Below are 25,418 nucleotides of genomic sequence, written 5' to 3' on the forward strand. Positions count from 1 at the left end.
TTGCGGCGATACAGGGTACGGATAAGTTACCGAATCGAGATCCGGTTACGGTCTTGCAATCTGCCCGCCGCCGCTACACCTGCTGCACGGAGCGGAACAGGGCCTCGCTTTCGCGGGAGGGAGTAATGCCAAGCGTTACGGAGAGAATCTGGCGCAGGCGACGGTATACGGTCATGGCATCGGCATGGCGGCCGCGCTCGATGTGGCAGCGTATGAGGCCCTGGTAGAATTCCTCGGCCAGATCATCGGCGTCAATCCCGCGTTGGTACAACGAGGCCGCGGCGTCCAAGTCTCCCGCTCGTTCGAGCCTAACCCCTTCTCGTTCCGCATGACGGATGAACTTGCCACGCAGCCGCTCACGAGGGGACAACGCCCAGGACGACTCGCGCTCCTCGGGCAGAAACTGTCCTTGATAGAGCCTCTCGATCCGACTGGAGTCCACTCCCGCATCGGCGGCCTGCTCGAACGCGTTCGCGTCGATCCAGACCTCGTGGGGATTCACGCTGACCCGACCATTCTCCACCTGCACCGTATTCGGATTGCGGAGCAGCTTGCGCAAGCGATGCAGCGCAATCTTGCAGGCTTCCCGAGCAGCAGCACCTTCCTCGTCCGGCCAAAGCGCGTCCATGAGCTTCGTTTCCGGAACATCCACTCCTCCGAAGGCTATGATGGCCTTAAGGAGGGTAATCGGTTTTCTGGGTACCTTGTGAGAAAAGGACAGCACCTTGTCCTCCAAAAGAATCTTGAAGTGGCCAAGCGTGTAAATTCGGACCCGCCAAGGCCATTGGTCTGCTTGATTGGAGGGCGCCGGCAGCGAAAGGCGGCGTATCAGCACATTGACGTAGCCTGGCTCGAGCCCCAACTCCAGAGCCTCCGCACACAATCTTGGCGCCCACAATCTTATGAATCGCAAGGGCCAGTCACAGCCGGAGATGCGCTGCAACTCGAAGCCGCGCCGCAAATGTTCAGGCACAGATGTGCGATTGCCTTCTTCGAGTCCCAGGAATGCTTCGGAAAAATGAACCTCAGCCTTGAGCCAAAGCGAGCGTGACGTGTCAGCAAGATTCCTTGCCTCCGATATCCAGCGTCGCGCGTCGGCAAAGTCTCGCAGCACCGTCAAGCTCAATGCGAGCTGAATACGCGACACGCAACGCAGGAAATGCGTACCCGCCTCGTCGAAACTATTCACCGCGCGCTTGGCCGACACATATGCCCCCGCCGGGTCACCGTCGAACGCGGCAACCCACGCTTTGATCGATTCCGCGATGGCCTCGTTGTAAGGACGGCCTGACATCTCCGTTTCATTGAGACGATTCGACCAGCGACGTGCGGCCTCTGCATTTCCCACACCGAACTCGACATGAGCGCCAACAATCGCCGCAAAGCGCGATACTGCTGGCAGGCCGTCGTCCCGGCCGATGCGCTCGGCTTCCGAGACCGCCGCACGGCTTTTCTTTTCGTCGCCCGCCACCAGTTCGAAGAGGGAAATCATGAACCAACCCAAACCTGCACTCATTGGCGTGACTTCTGGATGTCCGAGGAGCTGCTCGAGCAAAGGCGCCGCTTTGCGTGCGATTTCGAGTGGTCCTGTGCGGGTGCCGTAGGCAACGAGGTACGCCGCCGCCAAGGTTCGCAGGTTGATGCTGCCGCCGATTTGTACCAGATCGAAGACTCGATCGGTGCAGGCATCCAGTGCGGGATCATCGGGTTTGCAGTACGACAACGCAATGAGGAGGGCAGAACGTGCGCGCAGTTCCGCTTCGGCATTCTCGAAGACCGTCACTTGTTCCAATAGCACCTTCAGCGCCCCGATCCACTGATCCATCGCACGGAAATTGGTGTATTCGAATATGTAGGTCTGAATCACTCCCGCTGCGGCCTGGACTTGACACATGAAGTCGGCCTGACGAGTCGCCGCTTCATGGCTCGCCTCCAGCGCTACCCTCGCCCCCCTAGCATCGACCGGCGTCTTCGCAGTGCCATACCAATGCAGCAACCAGCAATGGTTCTCGACCACTTCCTTCGGAAGAGCATCAATCCATTCCACGACGACCCGCCAGCGACCTTGCGCGATAAGTCTCGAGGCCTGGCGAAGAATGACCGCGATCGCGGCGGGTACATCGCCGCAGCGAAGGTAAAGCGGAAACGCCTCCTCGGAGTGGTCGTTCGCGTCGAGGATCTGCGCTGACCGTCGGGTAATGTCGGCATCCTGGTCTGGACTGAATGTCAGTTGTGCCCGATGCTGGAGGAATGCCTGAAAGAGTGCATGAAACTGATATACGCGCTGTTCGGTTGAACGCCGATCCGTGAACAGATGACGCCGGTGCAGATCTTCCAGTAGTAGCGAAGCCGTCGTGGTCCCGGTGAGATCCTCCGCCGTTCTTGCAGTCATTCCTGGCAGATAACTGAGGCGCAAAAGCTCGTCCTGACTTTGCGGGTGCATCTGATCGAAAAGCTGGCCGGCAAAATAGTTGAACACTTCGCGCAGAGAATCAGACACGGTAGTACTTGGGAGATCGCCGCCGCGACGCCATCGCGCAAGCAGCAGAACGAGTCCGGCTGTCCAGCCCCCGCTTTTCTCATGAAGTTCGGCGATCTGAGAGTCGCTAAGCTGGATCCGCCCGGCACCGACAGCGCGTGCCTCCTCAAAGGTGAGCTTCAGATCCTCCCAATCGACAAACGCGACGTTCTCGTTGGCAATTAGCCGCGCGTAGCAGTCCGGCGGATCGCGCCGACTGACGGCGATCAGCATGATGCCCGGCGACACCTCTTCCACCGCTTGCGCGATCAGTTGGTGGAACTTCTGCTCCGGCCCAACTTCCTGATAGTTGTCCAGAACCACTGCCGCACCTTCCGGCAGCCGGCCAAACAATTCGCGGAAAAACCTGCGTGAGAACCCCTCGGCGTCCTGAAGATATTCGGGTGTGAGCAACGGCAGTGGCCGCTGCCCTTTGCGGCCAAAAGGTTTCGCCGCTTCCCCGAGGTAGTAGAAGAAGGTGGGGAGGTCTGCATCGCCGGGATCGACCTGGTACCAAATGCCCTTGATAACACGAGCATCGAGCCAACTGGCTACCAGCGTGGTCTTGCCTGCTCCTGGCGGGCCGACCACGCAGATCGCGGATTTATGCTCGCGGGCTTCGTTGAGCAGCACAAACAACCGCTCGCGCGCCACTGCCTTGTAAAGGCGCGGACGAGTCAGTTTGGCAAGCTGTGGTGGCTTCTTCGGCATCCCTTGCTCCCGAAGCGAGATGACGATGCCATTCTATGCCCGTAAATCAGATCCAGCCGCATGATCGCTTCGGGTGGGTACAATGGTGCGAACAACCGAGGCAGAGTCCATGATCCGAAACGTTGAGCGATGGCAAAAGTGGGAAGCAGCGCAGATGCGGGGGGCCGTGGATTTTCCGCGTAACCAGCGAATGTTCGAGGCCCTGTACCGGCACGCCCGGCGGCTCAATCCCACAGCCCTGTTGCGGTTCCCCGAAGACCTGGAATTCAAGATCCGCCTGGCCGGGGCGCTGAATGTTCGAGCGCCTGCTTGAACGTCTCGCCGGCAGTCTCGACCGGCACAAGATTCCCTATATGGTCATCGGCGGGCAGGCCGTCCTGGTTTACGGCGAGCCGCGCCTGACCAGGGACATTGACGTGACTGTTGGCGTGGATGCGAATCGGACCGACGCAATGCTGGTAGTGGCGCGAGAACTGGGGCTGAACGTCCGCGTCGAGCACCCCGCTGAATTCGTCCGGGATACGATGGTTCTTCCGTGCGAGGATGTGACTACGGGCATTCCGATTGATTTTATTTTCTCGCGCTCGCCCTACGAGGTGGAAGCGCTGGCACGAGTGCGACGCGTGACTGTCGGAAGAGGTCAAGTCGCGTTTGCGAGCCTCGAAGACCTGATCATCCACAAACTCATTGCCGGCCGGCCGCGGGACATGGAAGACGTCCGGACCATCCTCCTGAAGAACCGGATATACGATCGAGCCTATGTGGCGAAATGGCTTGTCGAGTTCGACAAACTTCTGGATCGCCCTCTTGCACGGCAGCTAAAGGAACTCGACCCCGGTTGACGGCTCCGTTGAAGTGACGAAGTTGTTCTTACCGTTCACTGTTCACCTTTCGCCATTTATGGTCGAATACCCGTGCGAATACCCTACGTGCGTAGCACGTCGGAGTACTCTTCTAGTACCCTTTTAGACCGGTTATGGTCGCAGACCGGTATCCCCTTGTGGGAATCCCCTTGCGGGGCACCGCCCTTACGGCCGTTCCATCTTGCAGGTCGTGGGCAGGATGTTGTCCTTCGCTTCTATGCGGACATCGGATTTCCACCCATATCCAGTATCGTCGGCGTCGTACTTCACATCAGCGGTGCCGGCTTTGACGAAACTCGAAACATAGAGCGGCATGATCACCTGGTGATCATCGCCTCGCATCCACACCTCTCCCACGCCGCCGTCGTAGCGCAGGTCTTCCAGTGCCTTTGCGATTTGGATCGGATCCGCGGAGCCGGCCTTGTCGATCGCGCGGGCGAGCATCTCGACGAAGTACTTGTAAGGCATGAATCCCCAGTCCTCCCTGAAGCGCTTCTTGTAGTCCAGGGAGTAGCGTTCCAGGGGGTGGCCTGCAATGTTCGCGTTCCAGGCTGCCACCGTCTTGACGCGGTTGGCGCCGGCAGCGCCAAAGGCGCGCGGTGTACCGACAAGAAAGCCGTAGTTGGTATAGAAGGTCGCTTTCAGCCCGGAGTCTTCGGCTGATTTGATCAGCAGCGCAAGGTCGCTGCCCCAGTTGCCGGTCAGCACCGTATCCGCTCCGCTCGATTTTATCTTGGCGACATAGGGCGCGAAATCCTTGACTTTGCCCAGCGGAATCAGCTCGTCTCCCACGATCTCGATGTCGGGACGTTTCTTTGCGAGCATTTCCCTCGCCACCCGCTTGAAGGAATGTCCGTAGGCATAGTCGGGGTTGATCATGTAGAGCTTCTTCGCGGTCTTCTGCGTGGACAGGACGCCCGTCAAAGCGTCGATTTTCATGTCCAGGTTGGCCTCGAAGCGGAAGTGCCAGAAATTGCATTTCTCTTCGGTGAGCACGGTATCGGTCGCGCCATTGTTCAGGTACAGGATCTCGCGCCCGGGATTGCGCTGGTTGTACTTGAGTACCGCGTCGGTCATGGCGTGCGCGACATGCGAACCGACGCCCTGGGTAATCAGGCGGATGTTCTGATCGATCGCCTGCTTGAGGACCACCAGACTTTCCTGGGGGCTGGACTTGTTGTCGAGCAGCACCAGTTCCAGTTTGGTTCCACCCAGAACACCGCCGCGCGCGTTGATATCATCCACCGCCATCTGGATGTGACGGCTTCCCATCTCCCCCTGAAGCGCCGCCGGGCCGCTGAACGGATCGATCACCGCTATCCTGATGTTCTCGGCGGCTGCCATCGACATGCCGCCTAACACCGAGGCCAGCACGAACGCTGCCCTGCAGAATATCCGGATCATGCTTGTCCCTTCACGCATTTATGGTCGAATACCCGTGCGAATACCCTGGCGAAGCCCGGAGTACCCTTTTAGCTAGGAGTTATGGTCGAAGACCGGTATCCCCTGGGAATCCTTCGGAATCCCTTGGGAACCCTGTGGGCGCATTTCACACCTTTACCGTTCGCTGTTTACCGTTCACCATTCGCCGCCGTCACGGCCTTTCCATCTTGCATGTCGTCGGCAGAATATTGTCTTTCGCTTCTATGCGCGTATCGACGTGCCAGCCAAAGCCGGTTTCGTCCGCATCGTACTTCACGCCCTGCTTGCCGACCTTGGCGAAGGTCGCCACGAACAGCGGCTCCATGATCTGGTGATCATCCGCGCGCATCCACGCTTCGCCGACGCCGGCGTCGTAGCGCATGTCTTCCAGCGCCTTGGCGACCTTGACCGGATCGGCCGAGCCTGCCTTGTCGATCGCTTTCGTCCACATGTCGATCGTGTACTTGATCGGCAGGAATCCCCAGTCTTCACCGTATTTCTTTCTGTACTCCAGATAATCCTTTTCCAGCGGATTGCCCGGCAGATTCGGATACCAGCTCGCGACGGTCTTCACGCGTTCGGCGCCCGCAGGACCGAAAGACTTCGGTGTGCCGACAAGGTAGGCGTAGTTGGTATAAAAATTCGCCGGCAGTCCGGCTTCCTCCGCGGACTTGATCAGAAGCGCAAGGTCGCTGCCCCAGTTACCCGACAGCACGGTATCGGCGCCGCTCGCCTTGATCTTGGCGATGTAAGGCGAGAAGTCCTTCACCTTGCCGGTCGGATGCAGTTCGTCGCCGACGATCTGGATGTCCGGCCGCTTCCTTGCGATCATTTCCTTGGCCACGCGGCTGACCGACTGGCCGTAGGCGTAATCCTGGTTGATCAGGTAGATCTTCCTGATGTTTCTGTCCTTCGCGATCACGCCGGTGAGGGCGTCGATCTTCATGTCCACGTTCGCGTCGAAGCGGAAATGCCAGTAATTGCATTTCTCGTTGGTCAGCGCCGGATCGATCGCCGCGTGATTGAGGAAAAGAATCTCCTGACCGGGATTGCGCTGGTTGTACTTGAGCACGCCATCGGTCAGGGCATGGGCCACGTGCGAACCATTGCCCTGGGTGATGTAACGGATACCCTGGTCGGTAGCCTGCTTGAGGGCGATCAGACTTTCCTGCGGGCTGCTCTTGTTGTCCAGAGTGACTAACTCGAGTTTGATTCCCCCAAGTACGCCACCGCGCGAGTTGATCTCGTCGATCGCCGCCTGGATGTGCCGGTCGCCCTCCTTGCCTTGCAGCGCAAACGGCCCGCTTTGCGGGTCGATGTGGGCGATCTTGATGGTGTCGGCCGCTGCAGCGCAGCGAATTGCTGCAATGCCGAAAAGAAAAACTAGAGCCAGCCTGCCAGAAGCATGACACATGATCTCCCCCCGTCGATTTTTGTGTGTCCTCCAACTCGCGCCCAGTATATCCAGATGACGAGGCAGGCAAGAAGGTGGCGCATGGCACCCCGGTCCCCGATTGCCTCGCAATTCGTAATCCATCTGTAAGGAACCCGGTCATAGAGTAGCCAAGGTTGCACACCGCAATCCGTCGCCGCGTGCGGCGACGCGCGCAATAAATTCCAACACCTGTGAGGAGAAGAAAATATGGGAACAAAGAAACTGTTGTCCTGCTCGGCCGCGGCACTCCTGATTGCCGGCACTGCCGGACAGACACTCGCAGCCGAATGCTCGGGCTATGACATTCTCGTCAACCAGGTTGCCGATACGCTCGACGTCGGCAATGGGCACACGATGACCGTGATTCGTGCGTGGAGCATTCTCATCACCGACGATCCCAAGAGCGTTTACAACCTCGCCACCGGCGAGTGCCACGGAACGATCCTCGCGACACCGGACGGCAAGGGCCAGGCCTCCGGCTATTGCGCGCGTCGCGACAAGGATAAGGACACGCAAAGCATTCAGTGGACGCAGGCACCTGGCGCGGAAAAGGGCGAATGGCGCACAACCGGGGGCACTGGAAAATTTGCCGGGCGCACCGACTCAGGATGGTTTCAGGGTGTCAGTGCGGACGGAAAGATGTCGATTTCCAGATGGGGCGGCAAGTGTCGATAGAGTTTGCCAGGTTTGGATACGAGGCCTGACCGCTGCCGCTGCGATACATCTCGCAGCGGCGACGGCGGGTTGTTTCATTATTTCCCTCCCTATGGATGAGTTTGCGCGTCTGGAACTTATTCCGGCACGCCGTTACTTCAACCGGTAGGTCCCGGTTGCACGATTGCAGTTCTGCAAGGTGCCTGGCCCCTGGGTCGCAAACTGACCGACCGCCGCATACGAGCCGCCACCGGTCATGCCGGAATACTTGCCGGTACCGTTCATGACCTGCCACTTCCCGCCGCTACCCGTGTTCGCATACTTGCCGAACTGCTTGTCGCCGTCGGGGTCGGTCGTCTCGCAATAGCCGTTCTCCTGATAAACGCCGTCGATCACCGCCCACACCCCGGAACAGCGGATTCCGTTCAGGTGATAAAGCCCACCGTTGGGCAGATTGCTGACCATGGGTCCGTAAAGATCCAGAACCCCGGCGATCAGCTTGTCCGAATGGGCTATGGCAGGCAAAGGCCCGCCGAAGCAAAGATTGACGTCGTACTTGCCTTCCTTGGGCAAATCGGCATAAACAGGCGAAGCGCTGATTGCGATCAAGGCGAATGCGACAACGAAAGCGGATTTTCTGCCAAGCATGTGACTCCTCCTTATTCTGATTTTGATGGTGAGACTTTCCCTTTGGCGTTCCGGGGAAAACCTCCTGACACTGCACGCCACAACTCCTCGGCACTCGCAAAAGGTATGCGACGGCCGGACCTGACGTCTTCGACCACGCCGGCGAGCGGCCGCCGCGCCTGACGATAAAGGCGAACGATGAATGTAGATCCCGGATCCATGGTCCCTCCCCGGCGCAAAGTCAGGCTAGCCCGGCAGGGATTACGGATGGGTTACGGATTTCCGCCTTGACGGTCAGTTGCCCTGAATGGACTTGAACAGCCGCTCGCTTTGCGGGGAAGGTTGAATGCCGAGCGTGACGGAAAGGGTCTGACGCAGACGTCGGTATACCGCCATGGCCTCTGCGCGGCGGTCCTGCTGCATGTGGCAACGCATCAGGCCCTGGTAGAGCTCCTCGGCAAGGTCGTCGGAATCGATGCCCTTCTGGTAGAGCAGCACCGCAACCTCAAGTCGGCCTTCGCTCTCGTACTGTCGGCCGGTTCGCGATACATAGTGCAGGAACTGGCTGCGCAAGCGCTCGCGCATCGGGACGGCCCATGACGCATCGGTGTCTTCGCACAGAAAGTGGCCACGATAGAGCCGCCAGACGGGATCGATCATGTCCGGCACCTGCACAGCGTCAAGCGCGCGCTCGCGGCCGGAGATCATTCGTTCAAATGCCCGGGTGTCGACCCAGCATTTGCGCGGATCCAGCGATATCAGGCCTTCGGACAACTGCAGTACGTCGGCATGATCGAGCAGCTTGCGCAGCCGATGCAGGCTCACCGCAAGCGTTTCGTGAGCCGCATCTCCGCTCTCGTCGGGCCACAGCGCATCGATCAGCTTTTGTTCAGGCACGGCAGTGGCGCCGAAAGCTACAATTGCCTTGAGCAGAGCAAGCGTTTTCTTGGGCGCCTTGCGCGAAAACACCAACGGCTCGCCGTCGACTTCGATCCGGAATTCGCCGAGCGTATGAATTTTGACCGGCCAAGGCCAGTCCGGTACGTCGGACTCGCGCGGAGGCACCTCGAATTTTCGAATGTATTCCCGTATGTAGGGCACCTCGATACCCGCCTGTAAAGCTTCCGCGACCATCCAGTCGAACATTGGGACGCAACCGCGCGCATAAGGCCAGGCATTGAACTCCTTTCCCATCACGATCGATTCGGCCAGTTGTTGACGTGCGCGAACGCGGTCGCCACGCAGGTTCGAGATGAATGCACGGCACTGCAGGATTGACGGTCGATAGCGCTCCATGAAGGTGCCCTCCGAAGCAATCCATGCCTCATCCAGCCATTTTTCGGCAAGCTCGATTTCGCCGACCATAGCCGGTGCCGGTGCGCATTGAGCCCGCCACGCGACGTAGAAGAAAGGTGCGCCCAGTTTGGTCGCCGACTCCACGGCAACTTTTGCGTGATACGCGGCCCCAGAGGCATCTCCCGTGCTGATGGCTATGAAACACCTCGCGAGGTGGAATTGCGCCATGTTCATGGGCTGCCCCTGGCTGAAAGTGCCCTCCAGTCCGGCCACTGAAGCTTTTGCCGCCGAGAATTCCCGCCATGCGACCGCGTAATAAGTGCGGAAACAATGTGAAAAGAACTCCGTCTGCCTCAGTCCGTTCGCAGACGCAATCCGGTCAGAGTGCTCCAATGCCTGCACTGTCAGATCGCGATCTCCGGCCCGGTGATACTGATATCCGACAAACATCCACCACCACGCCTTGTTCAGCGGGGTAACCTCGGGACGTTCGACGAGTGGGCCGATGCGTACCACGATTGCGCGCGCCCGTGATGGCTCCATTGCAAGGGTGTGGTAAATCATGAGACCGGTTGCCGCCGCGACAATCTGGTTCCGGTCGCCGTCCCCTTGCAAGAGCTCGGTGAGCCGAGTGACGACGCTGCCCATCAGGGGGTGCCCAGTGTGGCGATAGGTAAACGCAATCATCAACGCACCCAGCACGTGGATCTCATCTGCGGCGCTGGCAAAGGCCGGTCTTTCGGCAAGAATGGACCCGATCTCTTCCACCCACCGGTCGAGGGGTTGGAAATTTGTGTACTCGAGGTAGTAGGTGCGGATAATCCAAGCCGCGGACACAAGTTGGCCGACACCGTCCGCGTTCGTCCTGAAGGCTTCAAAGGCTCGTTCAAACAGTCCTCGCGCATCGGGCACTCCTTCATAAACGCGGGCGCTGCCGGCCCAGTACAGCAACCAGGGGTTAAGCTGCACCAGATCGTTCGGCAGATCGCGTATCCAGTCGCGCAACGTCTGCCATCGCCCTTGTGCGAGCAACTGGGGCGCAAGCGAATGAACCACGCCCGCTGCATCCAGCCAAAGTTTCGCGTCTCTTAGTAGTGGAAAGGCTGCTTCCAGCGCGCCTTTATCGCGCATCATCAAGCCGGCGCACGCGAGCAGTTCGCGAATCTCTGTTTCCGAGATCGAGTCCTGCAATCGCCTGCCAAGAAAGTCCCGGAATAGATCGTGATATTGATACCGCTGTTCATTCGCGCCGCGCTTGTAAGTAAATAGGTGCCGCCTGCACAACGAGTCGAGCAGCACTTCCGCATGGGTGTTGCCGCTGAGCGCTACGGCGGCATCGACCGAAAATGAGGAGAAGACCGAAGTCCTGAGGAGAGTGTTTTTGTCGCTCACCGATGCCGCGTCGAAGATTTGAGTCGCAAAGTAATCGAATGTGGCATCTTTCGCGAGGCTATCGATCTCGGCATCGCCGGCAAGCCGCCCGCGAAAGCGCTCCACGGTGAGCGTCAATCCCGCCGCCCATCCGTCGGACTTCTCATACAGCTTTTCCAGTACGCGAGGGTCGATGTCCCCCCGGGCCTTTGCGATCGCATGCGCCTCGTCGGGAGTAAGCCTCAGATCCTCCCATCCAATTTGAGCGACGGCCTCGCTGGCGACATGTCGCGAAAACTCCGGCGGCGGTTCGGTGCGACTGATGCAGACAAGGTTGACATGCTCCGGCACTTCCGGGACCGCAGCGCTCAGTACCCGCGGGATCGCCCCTTGTTGTGGAACATCCTGAAAGTTATCGAAGACGAAAAAACTGTTCTCCGGCGCGCGCGCGAAGAGATCCCGGAAGTAGCGTCTGGCAAAGCCTTCGAGGTCGGGTAGGTACTCGGCAGTCAGCAGGGGGAGGGGCTGCGACTTGCGGGCGAACGACTGGGCCGATTCGGTGAGGTAATAAAAGAACGTCGACACGTCGGCATCTCCAAGGTCGACGTGATACCAGACGCCCGCCCGTTCGCGGGATTCCAGATAGCTCGCGATGAGCACGGTCTTGCCGGCACCGGGCGGTCCGGCAACCCAGATCGCAGGATGCTTGCGCTTCTCGTCGAGCAGCCTGAACAGCCGCTCGCGCGGCACCGCGTCATAAAGACGCGGGCGCGAAAGCTTGGCCAGTTGCTGCGGCTTCTTCGACACGCCCCCTCCTGCCGAATCCGAATCGATCTGCGGCAGATGATAGCGCGGGAGATTTGTAAAACGCTATGCCTTTATCATTTCCGTGGAGCGAAATAATCCGTTTGGCGATTACCGCGGCAGCCGAAAGAGGTCGTGGACTGTTTGCACCAGCAATTCCGGTTGCTCTCCGTGAACCCGAGGCCCTAACGGCAGGAAGCGGCCATGACCGGCCGCCATGCCGATTGCGTATCCTCAAGATACTGCCTCTGTACCGCCAGTGCCTCCTGCTCGCGGGTCATCCATTCTGCGCAGTCGCGCGCCTCGCCGCGCCTCGCGAACTGCCGGTGATGCTCCAGCTCATGCAGCACGATCGACAACCAGCGCGGGTCCGTCCAGTTGATATCGTTCCTGATATACAGTTGACCCTTGTCATACGCCGCCTCGCAAGGGCAGGGCATGGCCTCTCTTGGCACGATCAGCACCACAGGAAACTCTTCCGGGATGGGCTCCGTCGTGAGCGTCCGCAGTACTAGCAGCAATTCGACCAGAGTGCTTTTCATCGGCGCAATTTTTCCTGCCTCGTCAAGCACGCCGCCGAAGTGATGTGAGAAAGGCCTCGCCGCGGCTGTTGCTGGGCTTTACTCGGGAGAGAGTCATTGCCTAATTGCACCGCGCGAGGCCTGTAAACGTGCGTGTTCGTGGTCATCACTTGCCGCGCAACTATTGCGCAGGAAGGTGGCTACGCTATTGCACGCATACTTACAGATGGCTAACTAATTGCAGAATTGCCGTGTGGAAACTACCAACGAGCCTTATTTCCCCGTCGGAGATTGACCGTGGCGGCCGCCACGCGAGGCCAATATGGAATCGGGGAGGTGACTTTTCGCTTACATGAACGCGATCAGCGGCTGGAAAGTTTCCGGAACAGCTCCTCGGTCGCCGGAGATGGCTGGACGCCGTGGACCCGGGTAAGCAGTTCGCGCATCCGGCGATAGGCTTCGAGCGCCTCCGGCGTGCGACCCACCTGATGGTGGCAGCGCATCAGGCCCTGATGGAAGGTCTCCGCGAGTTCGTCAGCCTCAATGCCCCGAATGTATAGATCGAGCGCCTCTTCGTGGCGCCCCTCCTGCTCGAACCGGCGAGCGGCCGAACTGACTAGTTCGAGATAACGCGCGCGCAATTTGTCCCGGGTGGAGAAAGCCCAATGCGCGTCGTCATCGTCGGGGAGGAAGGATCCGCGGTAGAGTTTAATTGCCCGCATCGTCTGGGCGTGTATCGGTCCGGGTGCGCGCGTGCCTGCGCTTTCCGATTCGAACGCCAATGAATCGACCCATACGCGACCCGGATCGAGAGAGATGCGGCCTTCACGTTCCGTGATGAGATCATTCTTCCCGAGCAATCTGCGAAGCCGATGCAATGCGGTGGTAAAGGATTGGTGCGCGGTGTCGCCGTCCTCGTCCGGCCAGAGGGCATCGGCAAGTTTCCGCTCGGTAACTTCCTTGCCGCCGAAAGATATGATGGCCTTGAGCAACGAAAGCAGTTTTTTCGGCGTCTTGGCGGCAAACACCAGCGGCTCTCCATCGAGTTCGACGGAAAATTGTCCGAGGCTGCGGATTTTCACCGGCCACGGCCAGACCTCCAGATACGGCTCAGGCGCCTCAAGGCCGAATTCTCGGATGAAGGCAAGCGCTCTTTGAACATGAATCCCGCGTTCCATGGCAGCGGCCGCCAGCATCGCGGCCCATCCCCAGCACCAGGCCAGCATGTGCCCATACTGGTCCATGCCGTGGCGTTCGTGCGCGAAAATCCTGTTCAATCTGTCGTCCAGCACCGGCAAATCGCCTTGCCTCAGTGCCATGATTGCCTCGGCCGCATCGGGCGCAAAACGTGCCCATTCCATGTTTACGCGATCGGACGAGCGGCGATGCTCTTCGATCCATCTCCGGCCCGCGACATGATCACCCGACTCGACGGTTCCCCAGATCAGGCCGGTCAGCGCCATGAAAATATGAGGAATCGATCCGGCTTCGACATACAGTTCGTAGGCCCGCGCGCCATGGCTCAGCGGCGACGCTGGGTCACCCGTGTACACGCCAAACCAGGACTTCATGTTCACCAGGGACGCAACCTCATAGGGTTGCGCAGGGATCATGATCTCTTCGAAGCGCTCGATGCGGCGTCGGCCCGACTCGATGCGTCGCTGGTCCATGTCGAAGTAGAAACCGAGGATGCACGCGAAGCGCTCCGCAATATGCATCCCTTCATCGCTGGCGATCGACAGGTTTCTTGCCACGGCCTGCTCACCGAGCGAAACATCGCTGGCGTTGCAGGCATACCAGTTGATGACTGCCCAGGCGAAGATCCTCCGGAAGACGGTGACGGCAGGATCTGCGAGCAACGGCGTAAGCAGCACAGCGGCTCGTCGGCTAACCTGCAGATGTCCGGTAAAGCTTCCATACAAGGTAAGATAAGTCGCCGCCGTTACGCGAAGATTGACGTCCGCGCCGGTCCGAAGCAATTCATCGACTCGAACCACGCACTGGTCAATCCGCTTGTGGTCCGGCATCCGGTAAACAAGCGCGATCAGCATGGCCGATTGCGCGCGCAACTCCGCATTCGGCTCCATCGAGCGCATTTGCGGCTCGAACATCCTTTCCAGAACGGGAATCCAACGATCCAACGGTGTGAACACCGCGTACTCGAGAAAATAGGCTTCGACCATGCCGGCCGCCGTCTGTACCTGGCACAGCAGATCATCTTCTCTGATCGACTGTTGGCAGGCTCGTTCCAGAATTGAGCGGGCACGCGGCGGATCAACCCCGATCCACGCGGTGCCCAGCCAGTGCAGCAGCCAGCAGTTCTTCGCCACCAGTTCCTCGGGCAGTTCGCCGACCCAATCCACGACCATTCTCCAGCGCCCTTGCGAGATAAAGCGCATGGCCTCGTGCAGCACAAGCGCCTGCGCCCCAGCCCAGTCCCGCGCTTCGACATGAAGCGCCATGGCGGCTTCAACCTCTCCCACCTGCTCCAGTTGTTGTGCCGCCAGGCGGGCAATTGCGCCTTGCTGAGACGGACTCAGCTCCTGGCGCGCACGATGCCTCAGGAAGGCACGGAACAGCGCGTGGAACTGATAGACCGGTTCTGCGCTCCGGCGCCGGTCAGTGAACAAATGACGGCGATAGAGTTGTTCAAGCAACCGGGCCGCAGAGACATTTCCGGTCAGCGCTTCAGCCATGGATTCCGGAATGTTGGGCGGGTAACTCAACAGCAGGAGCATGCGGCGGGTTTCCGCGTCAGCGCGGTCGAACAACTGCCCGGCGAAATAGCCGAACACTTCCTGCAGGGAATCCGGCGCGGACAGATCTTCGATGCTTGCGCCGCGCTGCAGACGCTCCGCCAGCAGGATCAGACCTGCCGCCCAGCCGCCGGAGCGCTCATGCAATTCATCGAGCAGCCGATCATCCATTGGCGCATGTTGATGCACGATCTGCCTTGTTTCCTCGCGCGTGAGTTTCAACGGTTCCCATTCGATCAGTGCCAACGTCCGGTTCGCGCTCAGGAGGGCGAATTCTCCGTCGGGCACGACTCGGCTCACGATGACAACCGGGATGCCGTGCGGGGCATTCTCGATCGCAATCCGGACGACTTCATGGAAGACGGCTTCGCTGCCTGCCTCTTGGAAATTGTCCAGCACCAGAACCGCCGGCGCTGACAGACGACTGAACAGCTCCCGGAAGTAACGCCGGGCAAAACCGGGAACATCGGCCAGGTGTTCGGGAGTCAGCAGGGGCAGCGGCCGCAGCTTGCGCGGCCGGCCGGACCGGGCACGCTCCGCGATGCCGAGGTAATAGAAGAAGCTCGCCGGGTCGGCATCCCCGGCATCGACCTGATACCAGATGCCGGACTTGCCGCGGCTTTTCAGCCAGCCCGCCACCAATGTGGTTTTGCCTGCGCCGGGGGGTGCCGCGATCCACAGGGCAGGATGCTCGCTCGCCTCGTCGAGAAGGCTGAACAAACGCTCTCTTGGCAGCGCGTCATAGAGCCGCGGCCGGCTCAGTTTTGCAAGCTGGGCTTTGCGCGAACCTACCGCCATCGTCCCCTCCCAAGGTCGAGTCCGGCTTCAAAAGCAGTGCCCATCCGGCACCACTTGACACCCTATGCTTTCTGCATTTTAGGAAGCTTTGAGGGAACCGGCCAGCAATGAATGACTGGCCAACTACAGATGAATAACGCCGAGCTGGTAACTTTTGGCTTACTTTTTATGAGCTGACCGGGTTTGAAGTACCCCATGGAGAGTTGGCGATGCCGAGCCAGAGACCGGAACGAACCGGATTCAGGCACCGCAAGGTCATTCCCCGGTATTCGCTACCGCAACGGCCGAAAGAACTCACGGATTTCCTGCGCCAGAAGTTCCGGCTGTTCGAGCGCAGCGAAGTGGCCGCCCTTCGGTATCCGGGTCCAGCGGCGTATGTCGCTGTACATTTTCTCCGCGAGCGAGCGCGGTGGCCTGAGGATCTCTTTCGGAAATTCCGCGTAACCCATCGGCACACCGATGCGCGCGCCATCGGGTATCGGCCACGGCCCGTGCATGCGCGCGTAGTACGGCCAGAACGAGGAACCGATCGCGCCGGTGACCCAATAGAGCATGATGTTGGTCAGCATGTCGTCGCGGCCGAGATAGCCGTCGAGATCGCCGCGGTGATCGCTCCAGGTGTGGAATTTTTCGACGATCCAGGCCGCCAGGCCCACCGGCGAATCGGTCAGGCCATACGCCAGCGTCTGCGGCTTGGTGCCCTGGATCCACGTATAGCCGACTTCTTCTTTCATCCAGTGCGCCCGCTCCTCGAAGTAGCGCTTCTCCTCTTCGGTCGGATTTTCCGGCAGCGCGGTGTCGCGCCTGAGGCTAAGCAGGTTCAGGTGAATGCCGGCAAGCCGTTCTGGATATGCATAACCGAGCCGCGAGGTGACGAACCCGCCCCAGTCGCCGCCCTGCGCCGCAAAGCGCGTGAAGCCAAGCACATCCGTCATCAGTTCCGCAAACACGTCGGCAATCTGCTGGATGGAGAAGCGCTGCTGATGCGGTGTGAACGAAAACGTATAGCCCGGCAGCGACGGCGCGATCACGGTGAATGCATCCGCTGGGTCGCCGCCGAAGCGGCCCGGGTCGGTCAGCATCGGGATAATTTTGTGGAACTCGTGTATCGAGCCGGGCCACCCATGCGAGATCAGCAGCGGCATCGGTGCTGGGCCCTTGCTTTCTTCGCGGATGAAATGGACATCGATGCCGGCCAGCTTCACCTTGTACTGCTTGAAGCCGTTCAACTGCGCTTCGTGCTTGCGCCAGTCGTAACCATCGCGCCAGTATTCCACCAGCGATTTCAGGTAGGGCAAGTCGGTGCCGTACTGCCAATGGTTTTCGGGCACCTCGTCGGGCCAGCGTACGCGTGTCAACCGGGCCCTGAGATCGGCAAGCACGTCATCGCCGACGTGCAGGGAAAAGGGTGTCAGGTTTGCAGCCATGGCTATCTCCGCATTCGGAAGCCGCATTGTTCGCCACGCAAGGCAGCGCCGTCCAATACATTGCGCACGGCGGATTGATAGCTGCCGGGAATTGAACGGGTCAACCCGTTAACCGCAAAGGCGCAAAGGAAACGCGAAGGAAAGCAATGCGAGAAAAGGACTGAAGGGAATTGATCATCACTGCCAATTGCCAATGTTGACGCTACATGTGCAACCGACTTTTGGCCCCGACCCATTACCTGGATTTTCTTTGCGTTCCCTTTGCGCCTTCGCGTCTTTGCGGTGAAGACCTTTCGGCGCAGGTCTATTGAGGCTTGTCGTCGTCGCAGGTGGACTTGTGCGCGGAGTAACCGACGCGAGTCGGGCTGCCGGTCATGAACAGAAAGATCTTCTGGATTGCATAGGCTTCCTGCTCGCGCTGATACCAGCGCATGCAGGGCCTCATGTCCCCATGCTCGTCGCTCATGTCCTGCACGTAGTGCACGAGTTCGTGCAGCAGCACCGAGCGGTCGAACAGATTCGTTTCCGGCTTGAGCTGTTCGTCCAGATAGATACCCTCGCCGGGACGGTAGACGGCAAGCGCGGCGCATTTCGCGTTGCACACGATTGCTTCGATGCGTTCGTGGGGAACCCGGATGACCTCGGGCGTCGCCACCAGCCGGTGATACTTGGAAATTTGATAGAGCGCCGAGACCAGGGCGGGCATCAATTCGGCTTCGGTCAATACGTCGACGCCGGCATTGCCGAGATACTTGCGGGAAACCACGCTGCCGTCGTCGGCATAGTTGCTGTACATTCCCGCCGATTCGCCGCCACCGGCTTTCGACAAGATGCGCTTGTCGGCGTCCGCCGGATACGAGTCGAGCGAAATGGCCAGCGCGAACGCGAGACTCAGCGACGCCGCACGGCGAATGCTCAAGTGGATTTCTCGCCGGGCAGCAACGGCTTCGGCGGTTCCGGCTTTACCGGTTGGGTGATCGCATCGATCGCCGCGGCTCTTTCCTTCGCGCGAGCCACACTCTCCGCATCCAGTCGCGCGGTGAGTTCTTCGATGCCTTTGCGGTTGGACTTGGCCTCTCCGGCGTCCTCCGGCGGATAGCGCAATTCGGCAACGCTGTACCACGCCAGCGCTTCCACCGGATCGGTGCCAACCGCCCGACCCTCGGCATACATTTTCCCGATGCTATGCATCGCCGATGCGTAACCGCGTCCCGCCGACTTGCGAAACCAGGCGAGCGCCTCGGCGTCGTCGCGGGTAACGCCGCTGCCAACTTCGAAGAGTACGCCGATGTTGTACATCGCCATCGGCTCGCCCTGTTCCGCGGCACTTTGATACCACGTCATCGCCATCATGAGATTGCGCGGGGTGCCGAGACCGTTCTCATAGAGATCGCCGACGCTGTTCATCGCCCAGGCGTTGCCGAGGAAAGCCGACTGGTGCCACCAGTTGAAAGCTTGAGTGTAATCCTGCGGCACGCCGTGCCCATTGGCGTAAAGCAGGCCGATGTTGTTCATCGCCACCGTGTAGCCGCGCTTGGCCGCTTCCTGCCACCACTTCAACGCTTCTTCGAAGCTCTGCTTGCCGTCGTAACCCTTCGCCCACAGCAGCGCGATGTTGTTCATCGCACGGACGTCGTTCTGGCGCAGCAGTTCCGAAAGCCGGCCCGGATCGAGCATGTCCTTGCCCGGGGTCGGATCGGTAAAGGTTTCTTCCTGATCGAACGCAGGCGCGACGCTCGAGCAGAACAGGAAACCGGACAGGACAAGAAATCGGAGCTTCATGCTGGTGCCCTCAGTCGTTGGTTATCGCAAGCCAGCCGTCGATTCCTCGCCGGCCTGATCCATGGACCGCCGCGCCCGACGCCGGTTCAGCCGCCCTGACCCAGGAAGGGGATCAGCTCGCGCAACAATTCGTGCGGTGCCTCTTCCGGGATGAAATGACCGCACGGCAGCGAGTTGCCGTGTACATCGGTCGCCTTCTCTTTCCACGTGCCGAGCACGTCGAACAACGTGTGCATCTTGCCCTGCTCGCCCCAGATGGCCAGCACGGGGCACGACAGTTTCTTGCCCAGATCGCGCTCGTCGTCGGCAATGTCCACGGTCGCGGCAGCACGATAGTCTTCCAGTCCTGCACGTATCGTTCCCGGCAGCGTAAAGGCGCGCAGGTATTCCGCGAACACCGGCTCCTCGATTGCGTCCTGGCGGAAGCACAGCGCGCGAAACATGTTGCGCAGAAAAGGCTCGGCGCTGTTGGCAAGCATGATTTCCGGCAGATCGGGAACCTGAAAGAAAAACCAGTGCCAGTAGGCGGCCGCGAGATCCTTGCCGGCGTCGCGGAACACCGTGTGCGTCGGCACGATGTCGAGCACGGTCAGATTCTTCACCGCGTCCGGGTAATCCATCGCCAGCCGATGCGATACGCGCGCCCCGCGATCGTGGCCGACCAGCGCGAAACGTTCGAAGCCGAGGGCTTTCATCGTTTCCCTGATGTCCTTCGCCATGTTGCGCTTGTCGTAGCCGTCGCGCGGCTTGTCGGAATCGCCATAGCCGCGCAGATCCGGACAAACCACGGTGAAGCGGTTCAGCAGCGGCGGCGCCACCTTGCGCCACATCTGCGCGGTTTGCGGATAACCGTGCAGCAACACGACAGGATCGCCCTCGCCCCCGATCCACGCGTTGATGCGCACGCCATTCGCGCGGATGGTTTGTTGCTGCATTCCCGGCATGAAACTACTCATCGAGAACCTCTACAAAGATAAACGTTGAACCACGGAGGACACGGAGGGCACGGAGAAAAACAAGAATGGAAAAATGAATTTCGCGAAAGGCTCATGGCATATGGGAGAAAGTATATTTCGACGTTGCAGCCATTTTCTCCGGTCTTCATTTCCGCGCCTGTTCTTGCACTTCTCCGCGCCCTCCGTGTCCTCCGTGGTTCACGAATTCATTTCTTTAGATACTTGCGCAGGCGCTCGACGCCTTCGGCAAGTACGGGAATCGACTTCGGATACGAGAAGCGCACATGCTGCTTCGCGCGGTGGCCGCCGAAATCGAGTCCGGGCGCGATGGCAACGCCGGCTTTCTCCAGTATGTCCCAGCAAAAACCGTAGCTGTCGGACGTTAACCGCTCGCAGTTCGCATAGATATAGAAGGCGCCTTCCGGGGTGACCGGAATGTCGAAGCCGAGGCTGCGCAGTTCCGGCAACAGGAAATCGCGCTGTTCGCGGAATGCGTCGCGCCTTTTCTCGAGCAGCGCAATTGTGTCCGGATGAAAAGCGGCGAACGCGGCCTGCTGCGCCAGATCCGACGGAGAAATGAACAGGTTCTGCGCGAGTTTGTCGACCGGGGCGATGTATTGCCCGGGCGCAACCATCCAGCCCAGGCGCCATCCGGTCATACCGAAATACTTCGAGAAGCTGTTGATGATGAATACGTCGTCGGCAAACTCGAGCGCGCTGCGATCGCGCTTGCCGTAGGTGAGGCCGTGATAGATCTCGTCCACGATCAGCACGCCGCCGTGCGCCCTGACAACGGCGTGGATGCGTTGCAGTTCGTCGTGATCGATCAGCGTGCCGGTCGGATTCGACGGCGAGGCGATCAGCACCGCCGCGGTCTTTGCGGTCCAATGTTTTTCCACCAGCGCCGCGGTGAGTTGATACGCGGTATCCGCGCCGACGGGAATGCCGACGGCCTCGCCTTCCATGGTGCGCACGAAGTGGCGGTTGCACGGATAACCGGGATCGGCCATCAGCACCTGATCGCCGGGGGACAACAACGCGCCCATGGTCAGCAACAAGGCACCGGACGAACCTGTCGTCACGATTACGCGCGAGCGCGGCACCTCCACGCCGTAGCGCGTGTGGTACCAGGCGGCAATGCTGTCGCGCAATTCGGTGATGCCGAGAGACGATGTGTAGCCGATACGCCCGCCTTCGATGGCGCGGATTCCCGCTGCGGCGATCAAGGGCGGCGTCGGTGCATCAGGTTCGCCGACCACCATGTTGGCGATCGACCTCCCCTGCGCTTCCAGCTCCCTGGCGCGATTGATCAGTACCACGACGTGGAACGGCTCGATGCCTTCCATGCGCGACGCGACGTGCGGGCTGTTGGTGGACGGGAGTTTTTCGGGTCGGTTCATGCAAATCCTCGATTGGAACGCGGGCGACACCGGCGGTGCGGCCGTGCAACCGGACGAATTTTATGCCGCGCAACCGCTTTGCGGCAACGCGCCGATTCAAAAATCCGGCGCGACCGACTAACATGTCGGTCCTTTCATGCACTCCAACAAGACGGGAAAACCGACAAATGAAAATTGCAATCATCGGTAGCGGCGGCGTCGGCGGCTACTTCGGCGCAAGGCTGTCCGCGAGTGGAGAAGACGTGACTTTCATCGCGCGCGGCGCGCATCTGGACGCGATGAACACAAACGGTTTGAAGGTCTTGAGCGCGCTCGGCGACCTGCATCTTCCAAAAGTGAAGGCGGCCACTGACACCAAGACCATCGGCCAGGTGGATGTGGTCATGATCGCGGTGAAGCTATGGTCTACGGAAGAAGCCGCGCAGTCGGCCAGGCCGTTGATCGGCCCGCAAACCGTTGCCGTGTCATTCCAGAACGGCGTGGTCGCAGTGGATACGCTGGTGCCGATCCTGGGTAAAGCGCATGTGATGGGCGGAGTCGCCAATATTGCCGCGCTGATCGAAGCGCCTGGCGTGATCCGCCATAACGGCGCCATGGCGAATCTTTTCTTCGGCGAACTGGACGGCAGCCGCTCGGCGCGCTCGCAGGGGTTCTACGAGGCGTGCAAGAAAGCGAACATCAACACCGAACTGGTGGCGGATGTGCACAGAGCGATCTGGGAAAAGTTCGTGCGCCTGGTCACGCTCTCGGCCATGACTTCGCTTACGCGGATGCCGGCTGGACCGCTGCGCGCCGATCCCGACACTCGTGCGCTGATGCAGCAGGTGATGGAAGAAGTGATTGCGGTCGGCCGCGCCAAGGGCGTCAAGTTCGAAGCCGACATCGCCGCCAAGCAGATGTCCAATATCGACTCGATTCCGCCGACCATGGTGGCGTCGATGTGCGGCGATCTGCGCCGCGGCAACCGGCTGGAACTGCCTTGGTTGTCCGGCACGGTAGCCAAGCTCGGCAAGGAGCTTGGTATTCCGACGCCGGCCAACCAGTTCGTCTACGCCGCGCTCAAACTCTACGCCAACGGCCGCCCAGCAGAAGCGCAGATCTAGGGCAACACCCAACGCAGAGGCGCAGAGGACGCAAAGGACGCGGAGGAAAATCAAACTCGTGATCGAATAGGGGCTGCACCGAACATGTCTGCAAATAGTTGCAGTGTTTGGCAAGGGATACACAAGATTCACCTGAATTTAATTCCGCGTATTTCTCTGCGCCCTCTGCGCCTCTGCGTTGAGGTTTTGACTTTCGGAGATCCAATATGAGCACAACAAAACTGACAATAAGGACCATTCGCGCGCGAGCGGTGCTGGTGCCGCTGAAGCGCCCTCCGCAATCGGCGAGCGGCTCGATTCCCGAAGCAGCGCTGGTGCTGGTGGACATCGAAACCGGCGAAGGCATCACCGGACATTCCTATCTGTTCGCATTTTCCAAAGCAATGCTGAAGCCGCTGATCGTGACGATCGAGGCGGTGGCCGAAATGATCAAGGGCGATGCGCTGGTGCCGTATGAGATCGACGTGAAGCTGCGCAAACGGCTGACGCTGTTCGATACACCCGGATTGGTCGGCCTGGCGCTCGCGGGTATCGACATGGCGGCATGGGATGCGTATGCCAAAGGCCTCCGCCTGCCGCTGGTTCGCGCGCTCGGCGGCGAGGCCAAGCCGGTGCGAGCCTACAACAGTTGCGGATTGTGGATCAAGGATCCGGCGCTGCTCGCGGACGAGGCGTCGCAGCTTATCGCCGAGGGCGGCTACGGCGCGGTAAAGCTGCGCATCGGCCGCCCGAATTTCAAGGAAGACCTTGCCGCTGTGCGCAACGTGAAGAAGCGCATCGGCGACGACGTCTTCCTGATGTCCGACTTCAACCAGAGCCTGACGGTGAACGAAGCGATCCTGCGCGGGCGCGCGCTCGACGATGAAGGCCTGTACTGGATCGAGGAACCGATCCGGCACGACAACTATGCCGGTTGCGCCAGGATCGCCGCGGAAGTGAAGACGCCAATCCAGATCGGCGAGAACCTGCTGAACACGTTCGAGATGCAGAAGGCGATCGACGCCAGGGCCGCGGAGTACTACATGCCGGACGTGCAGCGCATCGGCGGCGTCACCGGGTGGCTGCGTGCGGCCGCGCTCGCGCATGCGCACAACCTCGACATGTCCAGCCACCTGTTCCCGGAATTCAGCGCCCACCTGCTGGCGGTGACGCCGACCTGCCACTGGCTGGAGTACATGGACTGGGCCAATGCCATCCTGCAGCAACCGTTCGAGGTCAAGAACGGCCATGTGCTCGTCCCTGATCGCCCCGGTGCCGGAATAAGCTGGAACGAAGACGCCGTAAGCCGTTACGCGATGCGATAGTCGCCAACTACCTTTTGCGCCAGCTTCGCCGCTGGCGCGTTGTGGTGTAAACGCGTGGATTACAGATTGCGCCCACAAATTGCGAAGCGCCGGGCGCCGGTCAACCTCGCAATAGGGTCCCGCAGATTCTGAACCACCCCGCCGCGCGGCCGCGTGGAATGAATATGCAGTCAGGAAATGCCCGTAGCGTAAAATGGTGGCTTCCCGAGCGCTCCCATGAGAGAAAGCGCCGTCAACCGAGGATACGGCAATGACCCTTGCAGCCAAAGAAATTCAAACCGCGATCGACGAGCTGAAAGCCGTCTTCGGCGACCGCCTTTCCACCAACACCGGCGTTCGCGACCACCACAGCAAAGACGAGTCCTGGCATCACCCGCATCGTCCCGACGCCGTGGTATTCCCGAATACCACTGAGGAGGTGTCGCAGATCGTGCGCATCTGCGCCAGGCACCAGACGCCTGTGGTGGCCTACGGTACCGGCACCTCGCTGGAAGGCAACGTGATTCCGCACCATGGCGGTGTGGTCGTCGACCTCGCCAACATGAACAAGGTCTTGCGAACCAGCGCGGAAGATCTCGACGTCACGGCGCAGGCGCGCGTGACCCGCAAGGAGTTGAACGCGTTCATCCGCGACCAGGGCCTGTTCTTCCCGATCGATCCGGGCGCGGACGCTTCCCTCGGCGGCATGGCCGCGACGCGCGCGTCGGGAACCAATGCCGTGCGCTACGGCACGATGCGCGAGAACGTACTTGCGCTGACCGTGGTGCTCGCCGACGGGCGCATCATCCGCACCTCGCGACGGGCGCGGAAATCGTCCGCGGGTTACGACCTCACCCGGCTTTTCGTCGGCTCGGAAGGCACGCTCGGCATCATCACCGAAGTCACGTTGCGCCTGTACGGCATACCTGAGGCAATGGCGGCCGCGGTGTGCTCATTCGACCGCATCGAAGGCGCGGTCAACACCGTAATCCAGACCATCCAACTCGGCATTCCGGTGGCACGCATCGAGCTGCTCGACGACGTGCAGATGGATTCGCTGAACAAGTTCTCGAAGCTGAACTATCCGGTCAAGGACACGCTGTTCCTCGAGTTCCACGGTACCGAGAACGGGGTCAAGGAACAGGCGGAGATGGTGCAATCCATCGCCGCTGAATACGGTGGCGGCGAATTCAAATGGGCGACCAAGACCGAAGACCGCAACGCGCTGTGGACGGCGCGCCACGACGTGACCTATGCCAACAAGGCGCTGCGTCCCGGCTGCGAAATCTGGGCCACCGATGTCTGCGTACCAATCTCGAAGCTGGCCGAGTGCATCATGGAAACCAAGAAGGACATGAAAAGCAGCTTTCTGATCGCGCCGCTGGTCGGCCATGTCGGCGACGGCAACTTCCACCTCGGCTTCCTGATCAACCGCGACGATCCGAAGGAACTCGAAGAAGCCGAGCGCCTGAACGATCGTCTGGTCATGCGCGCGCTGTCGATGGACGGCACCTGCACCGGCGAGCACGGCATTGGCCTGGGCAAGATGAAGTTCCTCATCGCGGAGCATGGCGACGCCGTCAGCGTAATGCGTCAGATCAAGAAGGCGCTCGATCCGCAGAATATTCTCAATCCAGGGAAAATCTTCACTCTCTAGGTGAGGCGAGAGGCATGAGGGGTGAGGGGAAAAG

General features: G+C 60.2%; 18 protein-coding genes. 6 read left to right on the top strand and 12 right to left on the bottom strand.

Annotated elements, in window-relative coordinates:
- Positions 1-73 precede the first annotated feature (73 nt).
- Positions 74-3,229: a hypothetical protein gene (locus tag HY067_05765; protein MBI3527460.1), complete on the bottom strand. Its 3,156-nt coding sequence runs from the start codon at positions 3,227-3,229 to the stop codon at positions 74-76.
- Positions 3,230-3,338: 109 nt separating this feature from the next.
- Between HY067_05765 and HY067_05770 the strand changes: the two genes are divergently transcribed.
- Positions 3,339-3,542 carry a hypothetical protein gene (locus HY067_05770; GenBank protein ID MBI3527461.1) on the top strand — a complete coding sequence of 68 codons (204 nt, stop codon included), beginning with the start codon at positions 3,339-3,341 and terminating at the stop codon, positions 3,540-3,542.
- Positions 3,523-4,071: a nucleotidyltransferase gene (locus tag HY067_05775; GenBank protein ID MBI3527462.1), complete on the top strand. Its 549-nt coding sequence runs from the start codon at positions 3,523-3,525 to the stop codon at positions 4,069-4,071. Before HY067_05770 ends, HY067_05775 begins: the two co-directional genes overlap by 20 nt.
- A 186-nt stretch (positions 4,072-4,257) precedes the next feature.
- Here the strand turns inward: HY067_05775 and HY067_05780 are convergent, their stop codons facing one another.
- The gene (locus tag HY067_05780) at positions 4,258-5,496 is read right to left on the bottom strand and encodes a branched-chain amino acid ABC transporter substrate-binding protein (protein MBI3527463.1); all 1,239 of its coding nucleotides are present in this window, start codon (positions 5,494-5,496) and stop codon (positions 4,258-4,260) included.
- A 190-nt stretch (positions 5,497-5,686) separates the two neighbouring features.
- Positions 5,687-6,928: a branched-chain amino acid ABC transporter substrate-binding protein gene (locus tag HY067_05785; GenBank protein MBI3527464.1), complete on the bottom strand. Its 1,242-nt coding sequence runs from the start codon at positions 6,926-6,928 to the stop codon at positions 5,687-5,689.
- Between the two features lie 228 nt (positions 6,929-7,156).
- Here HY067_05785 and HY067_05790 point away from each other — a divergent pair, with 228 nt between their 5' ends.
- Positions 7,157-7,624, top strand: a complete 468-nt coding sequence (locus HY067_05790; GenBank protein ID MBI3527465.1) for a hypothetical protein — start codon at positions 7,157-7,159, stop codon at positions 7,622-7,624.
- Between the two features lie 132 nt (positions 7,625-7,756).
- Here the strand turns inward: HY067_05790 and HY067_05795 are convergent, their stop codons facing one another.
- From HY067_05795 to HY067_05835, 9 genes are all read right to left on the bottom strand, one after another.
- Complete coding sequence (locus tag HY067_05795) at positions 7,757-8,251, bottom strand: hypothetical protein (protein MBI3527466.1); 495 nt, start codon at positions 8,249-8,251, stop codon at positions 7,757-7,759.
- A 273-nt stretch (positions 8,252-8,524) separates the two neighbouring features.
- The gene (locus tag HY067_05800) at positions 8,525-11,704 is read right to left on the bottom strand and encodes a hypothetical protein (GenBank protein ID MBI3527467.1); all 3,180 of its coding nucleotides are present in this window, start codon (positions 11,702-11,704) and stop codon (positions 8,525-8,527) included.
- Positions 11,705-11,886: 182 nt separating this feature from the next.
- Positions 11,887-12,243, bottom strand: coding sequence for a hypothetical protein (locus HY067_05805; GenBank protein MBI3527468.1), 357 nt, complete (start codon positions 12,241-12,243; stop codon positions 11,887-11,889).
- 341 nt (positions 12,244-12,584) lie between these two features.
- Entirely contained in the window at positions 12,585-15,776 is a 3,192-nt protein-coding gene (locus tag HY067_05810) for a hypothetical protein (protein ID MBI3527469.1), read from the bottom strand.
- Between the two features lie 272 nt (positions 15,777-16,048).
- Positions 16,049-17,203, bottom strand: coding sequence for an epoxide hydrolase (locus HY067_05815; GenBank protein ID MBI3527470.1), 1,155 nt, complete (start codon positions 17,201-17,203; stop codon positions 16,049-16,051).
- Positions 17,204-17,507: 304 nt separating this feature from the next.
- Positions 17,508-18,122 (bottom strand): hypothetical protein, encoded by a 615-nt coding sequence (locus HY067_05820; protein MBI3527471.1) that lies wholly within the window; start codon positions 18,120-18,122, stop codon positions 17,508-17,510.
- Positions 18,119-18,985 (bottom strand): sel1 repeat family protein, encoded by an 867-nt coding sequence (locus HY067_05825; GenBank protein MBI3527472.1) that lies wholly within the window; start codon positions 18,983-18,985, stop codon positions 18,119-18,121. Before HY067_05825 ends, HY067_05820 begins: the two co-directional genes overlap by 4 nt.
- Positions 18,986-19,071: 86 nt before the next feature.
- Positions 19,072-19,929, bottom strand: coding sequence for an alpha/beta hydrolase (locus tag HY067_05830; protein MBI3527473.1), 858 nt, complete (start codon positions 19,927-19,929; stop codon positions 19,072-19,074).
- A 218-nt stretch (positions 19,930-20,147) separates the two neighbouring features.
- Positions 20,148-21,341 carry a pyridoxal phosphate-dependent aminotransferase gene (locus HY067_05835; protein MBI3527474.1) on the bottom strand — a complete coding sequence of 398 codons (1,194 nt, stop codon included), beginning with the start codon at positions 21,339-21,341 and terminating at the stop codon, positions 20,148-20,150.
- Between the two features lie 167 nt (positions 21,342-21,508).
- On the opposite strand from HY067_05835, the gene HY067_05840 reads away from it, so the two are divergent.
- From HY067_05840 to HY067_05850, 3 genes are all read left to right on the top strand, one after another.
- Entirely contained in the window at positions 21,509-22,444 is a 936-nt protein-coding gene (locus HY067_05840; protein MBI3527475.1) for a 2-dehydropantoate 2-reductase, read from the top strand.
- Between the two features lie 206 nt (positions 22,445-22,650).
- Positions 22,651-23,748 carry a mandelate racemase gene (locus HY067_05845; protein MBI3527476.1) on the top strand — a complete coding sequence of 366 codons (1,098 nt, stop codon included), beginning with the start codon at positions 22,651-22,653 and terminating at the stop codon, positions 23,746-23,748.
- 250 nt (positions 23,749-23,998) lie between these two features.
- Entirely contained in the window at positions 23,999-25,384 is a 1,386-nt protein-coding gene (locus HY067_05850) for an FAD-binding protein (GenBank protein MBI3527477.1), read from the top strand.
- Positions 25,385-25,418: the final 34 nt, after the last annotated feature.

This window comes from Betaproteobacteria bacterium (assembly GCA_016194905.1).
Lineage (GTDB): Bacteria > Pseudomonadota > Gammaproteobacteria > Burkholderiales > JACQAP01 > JACQAP01.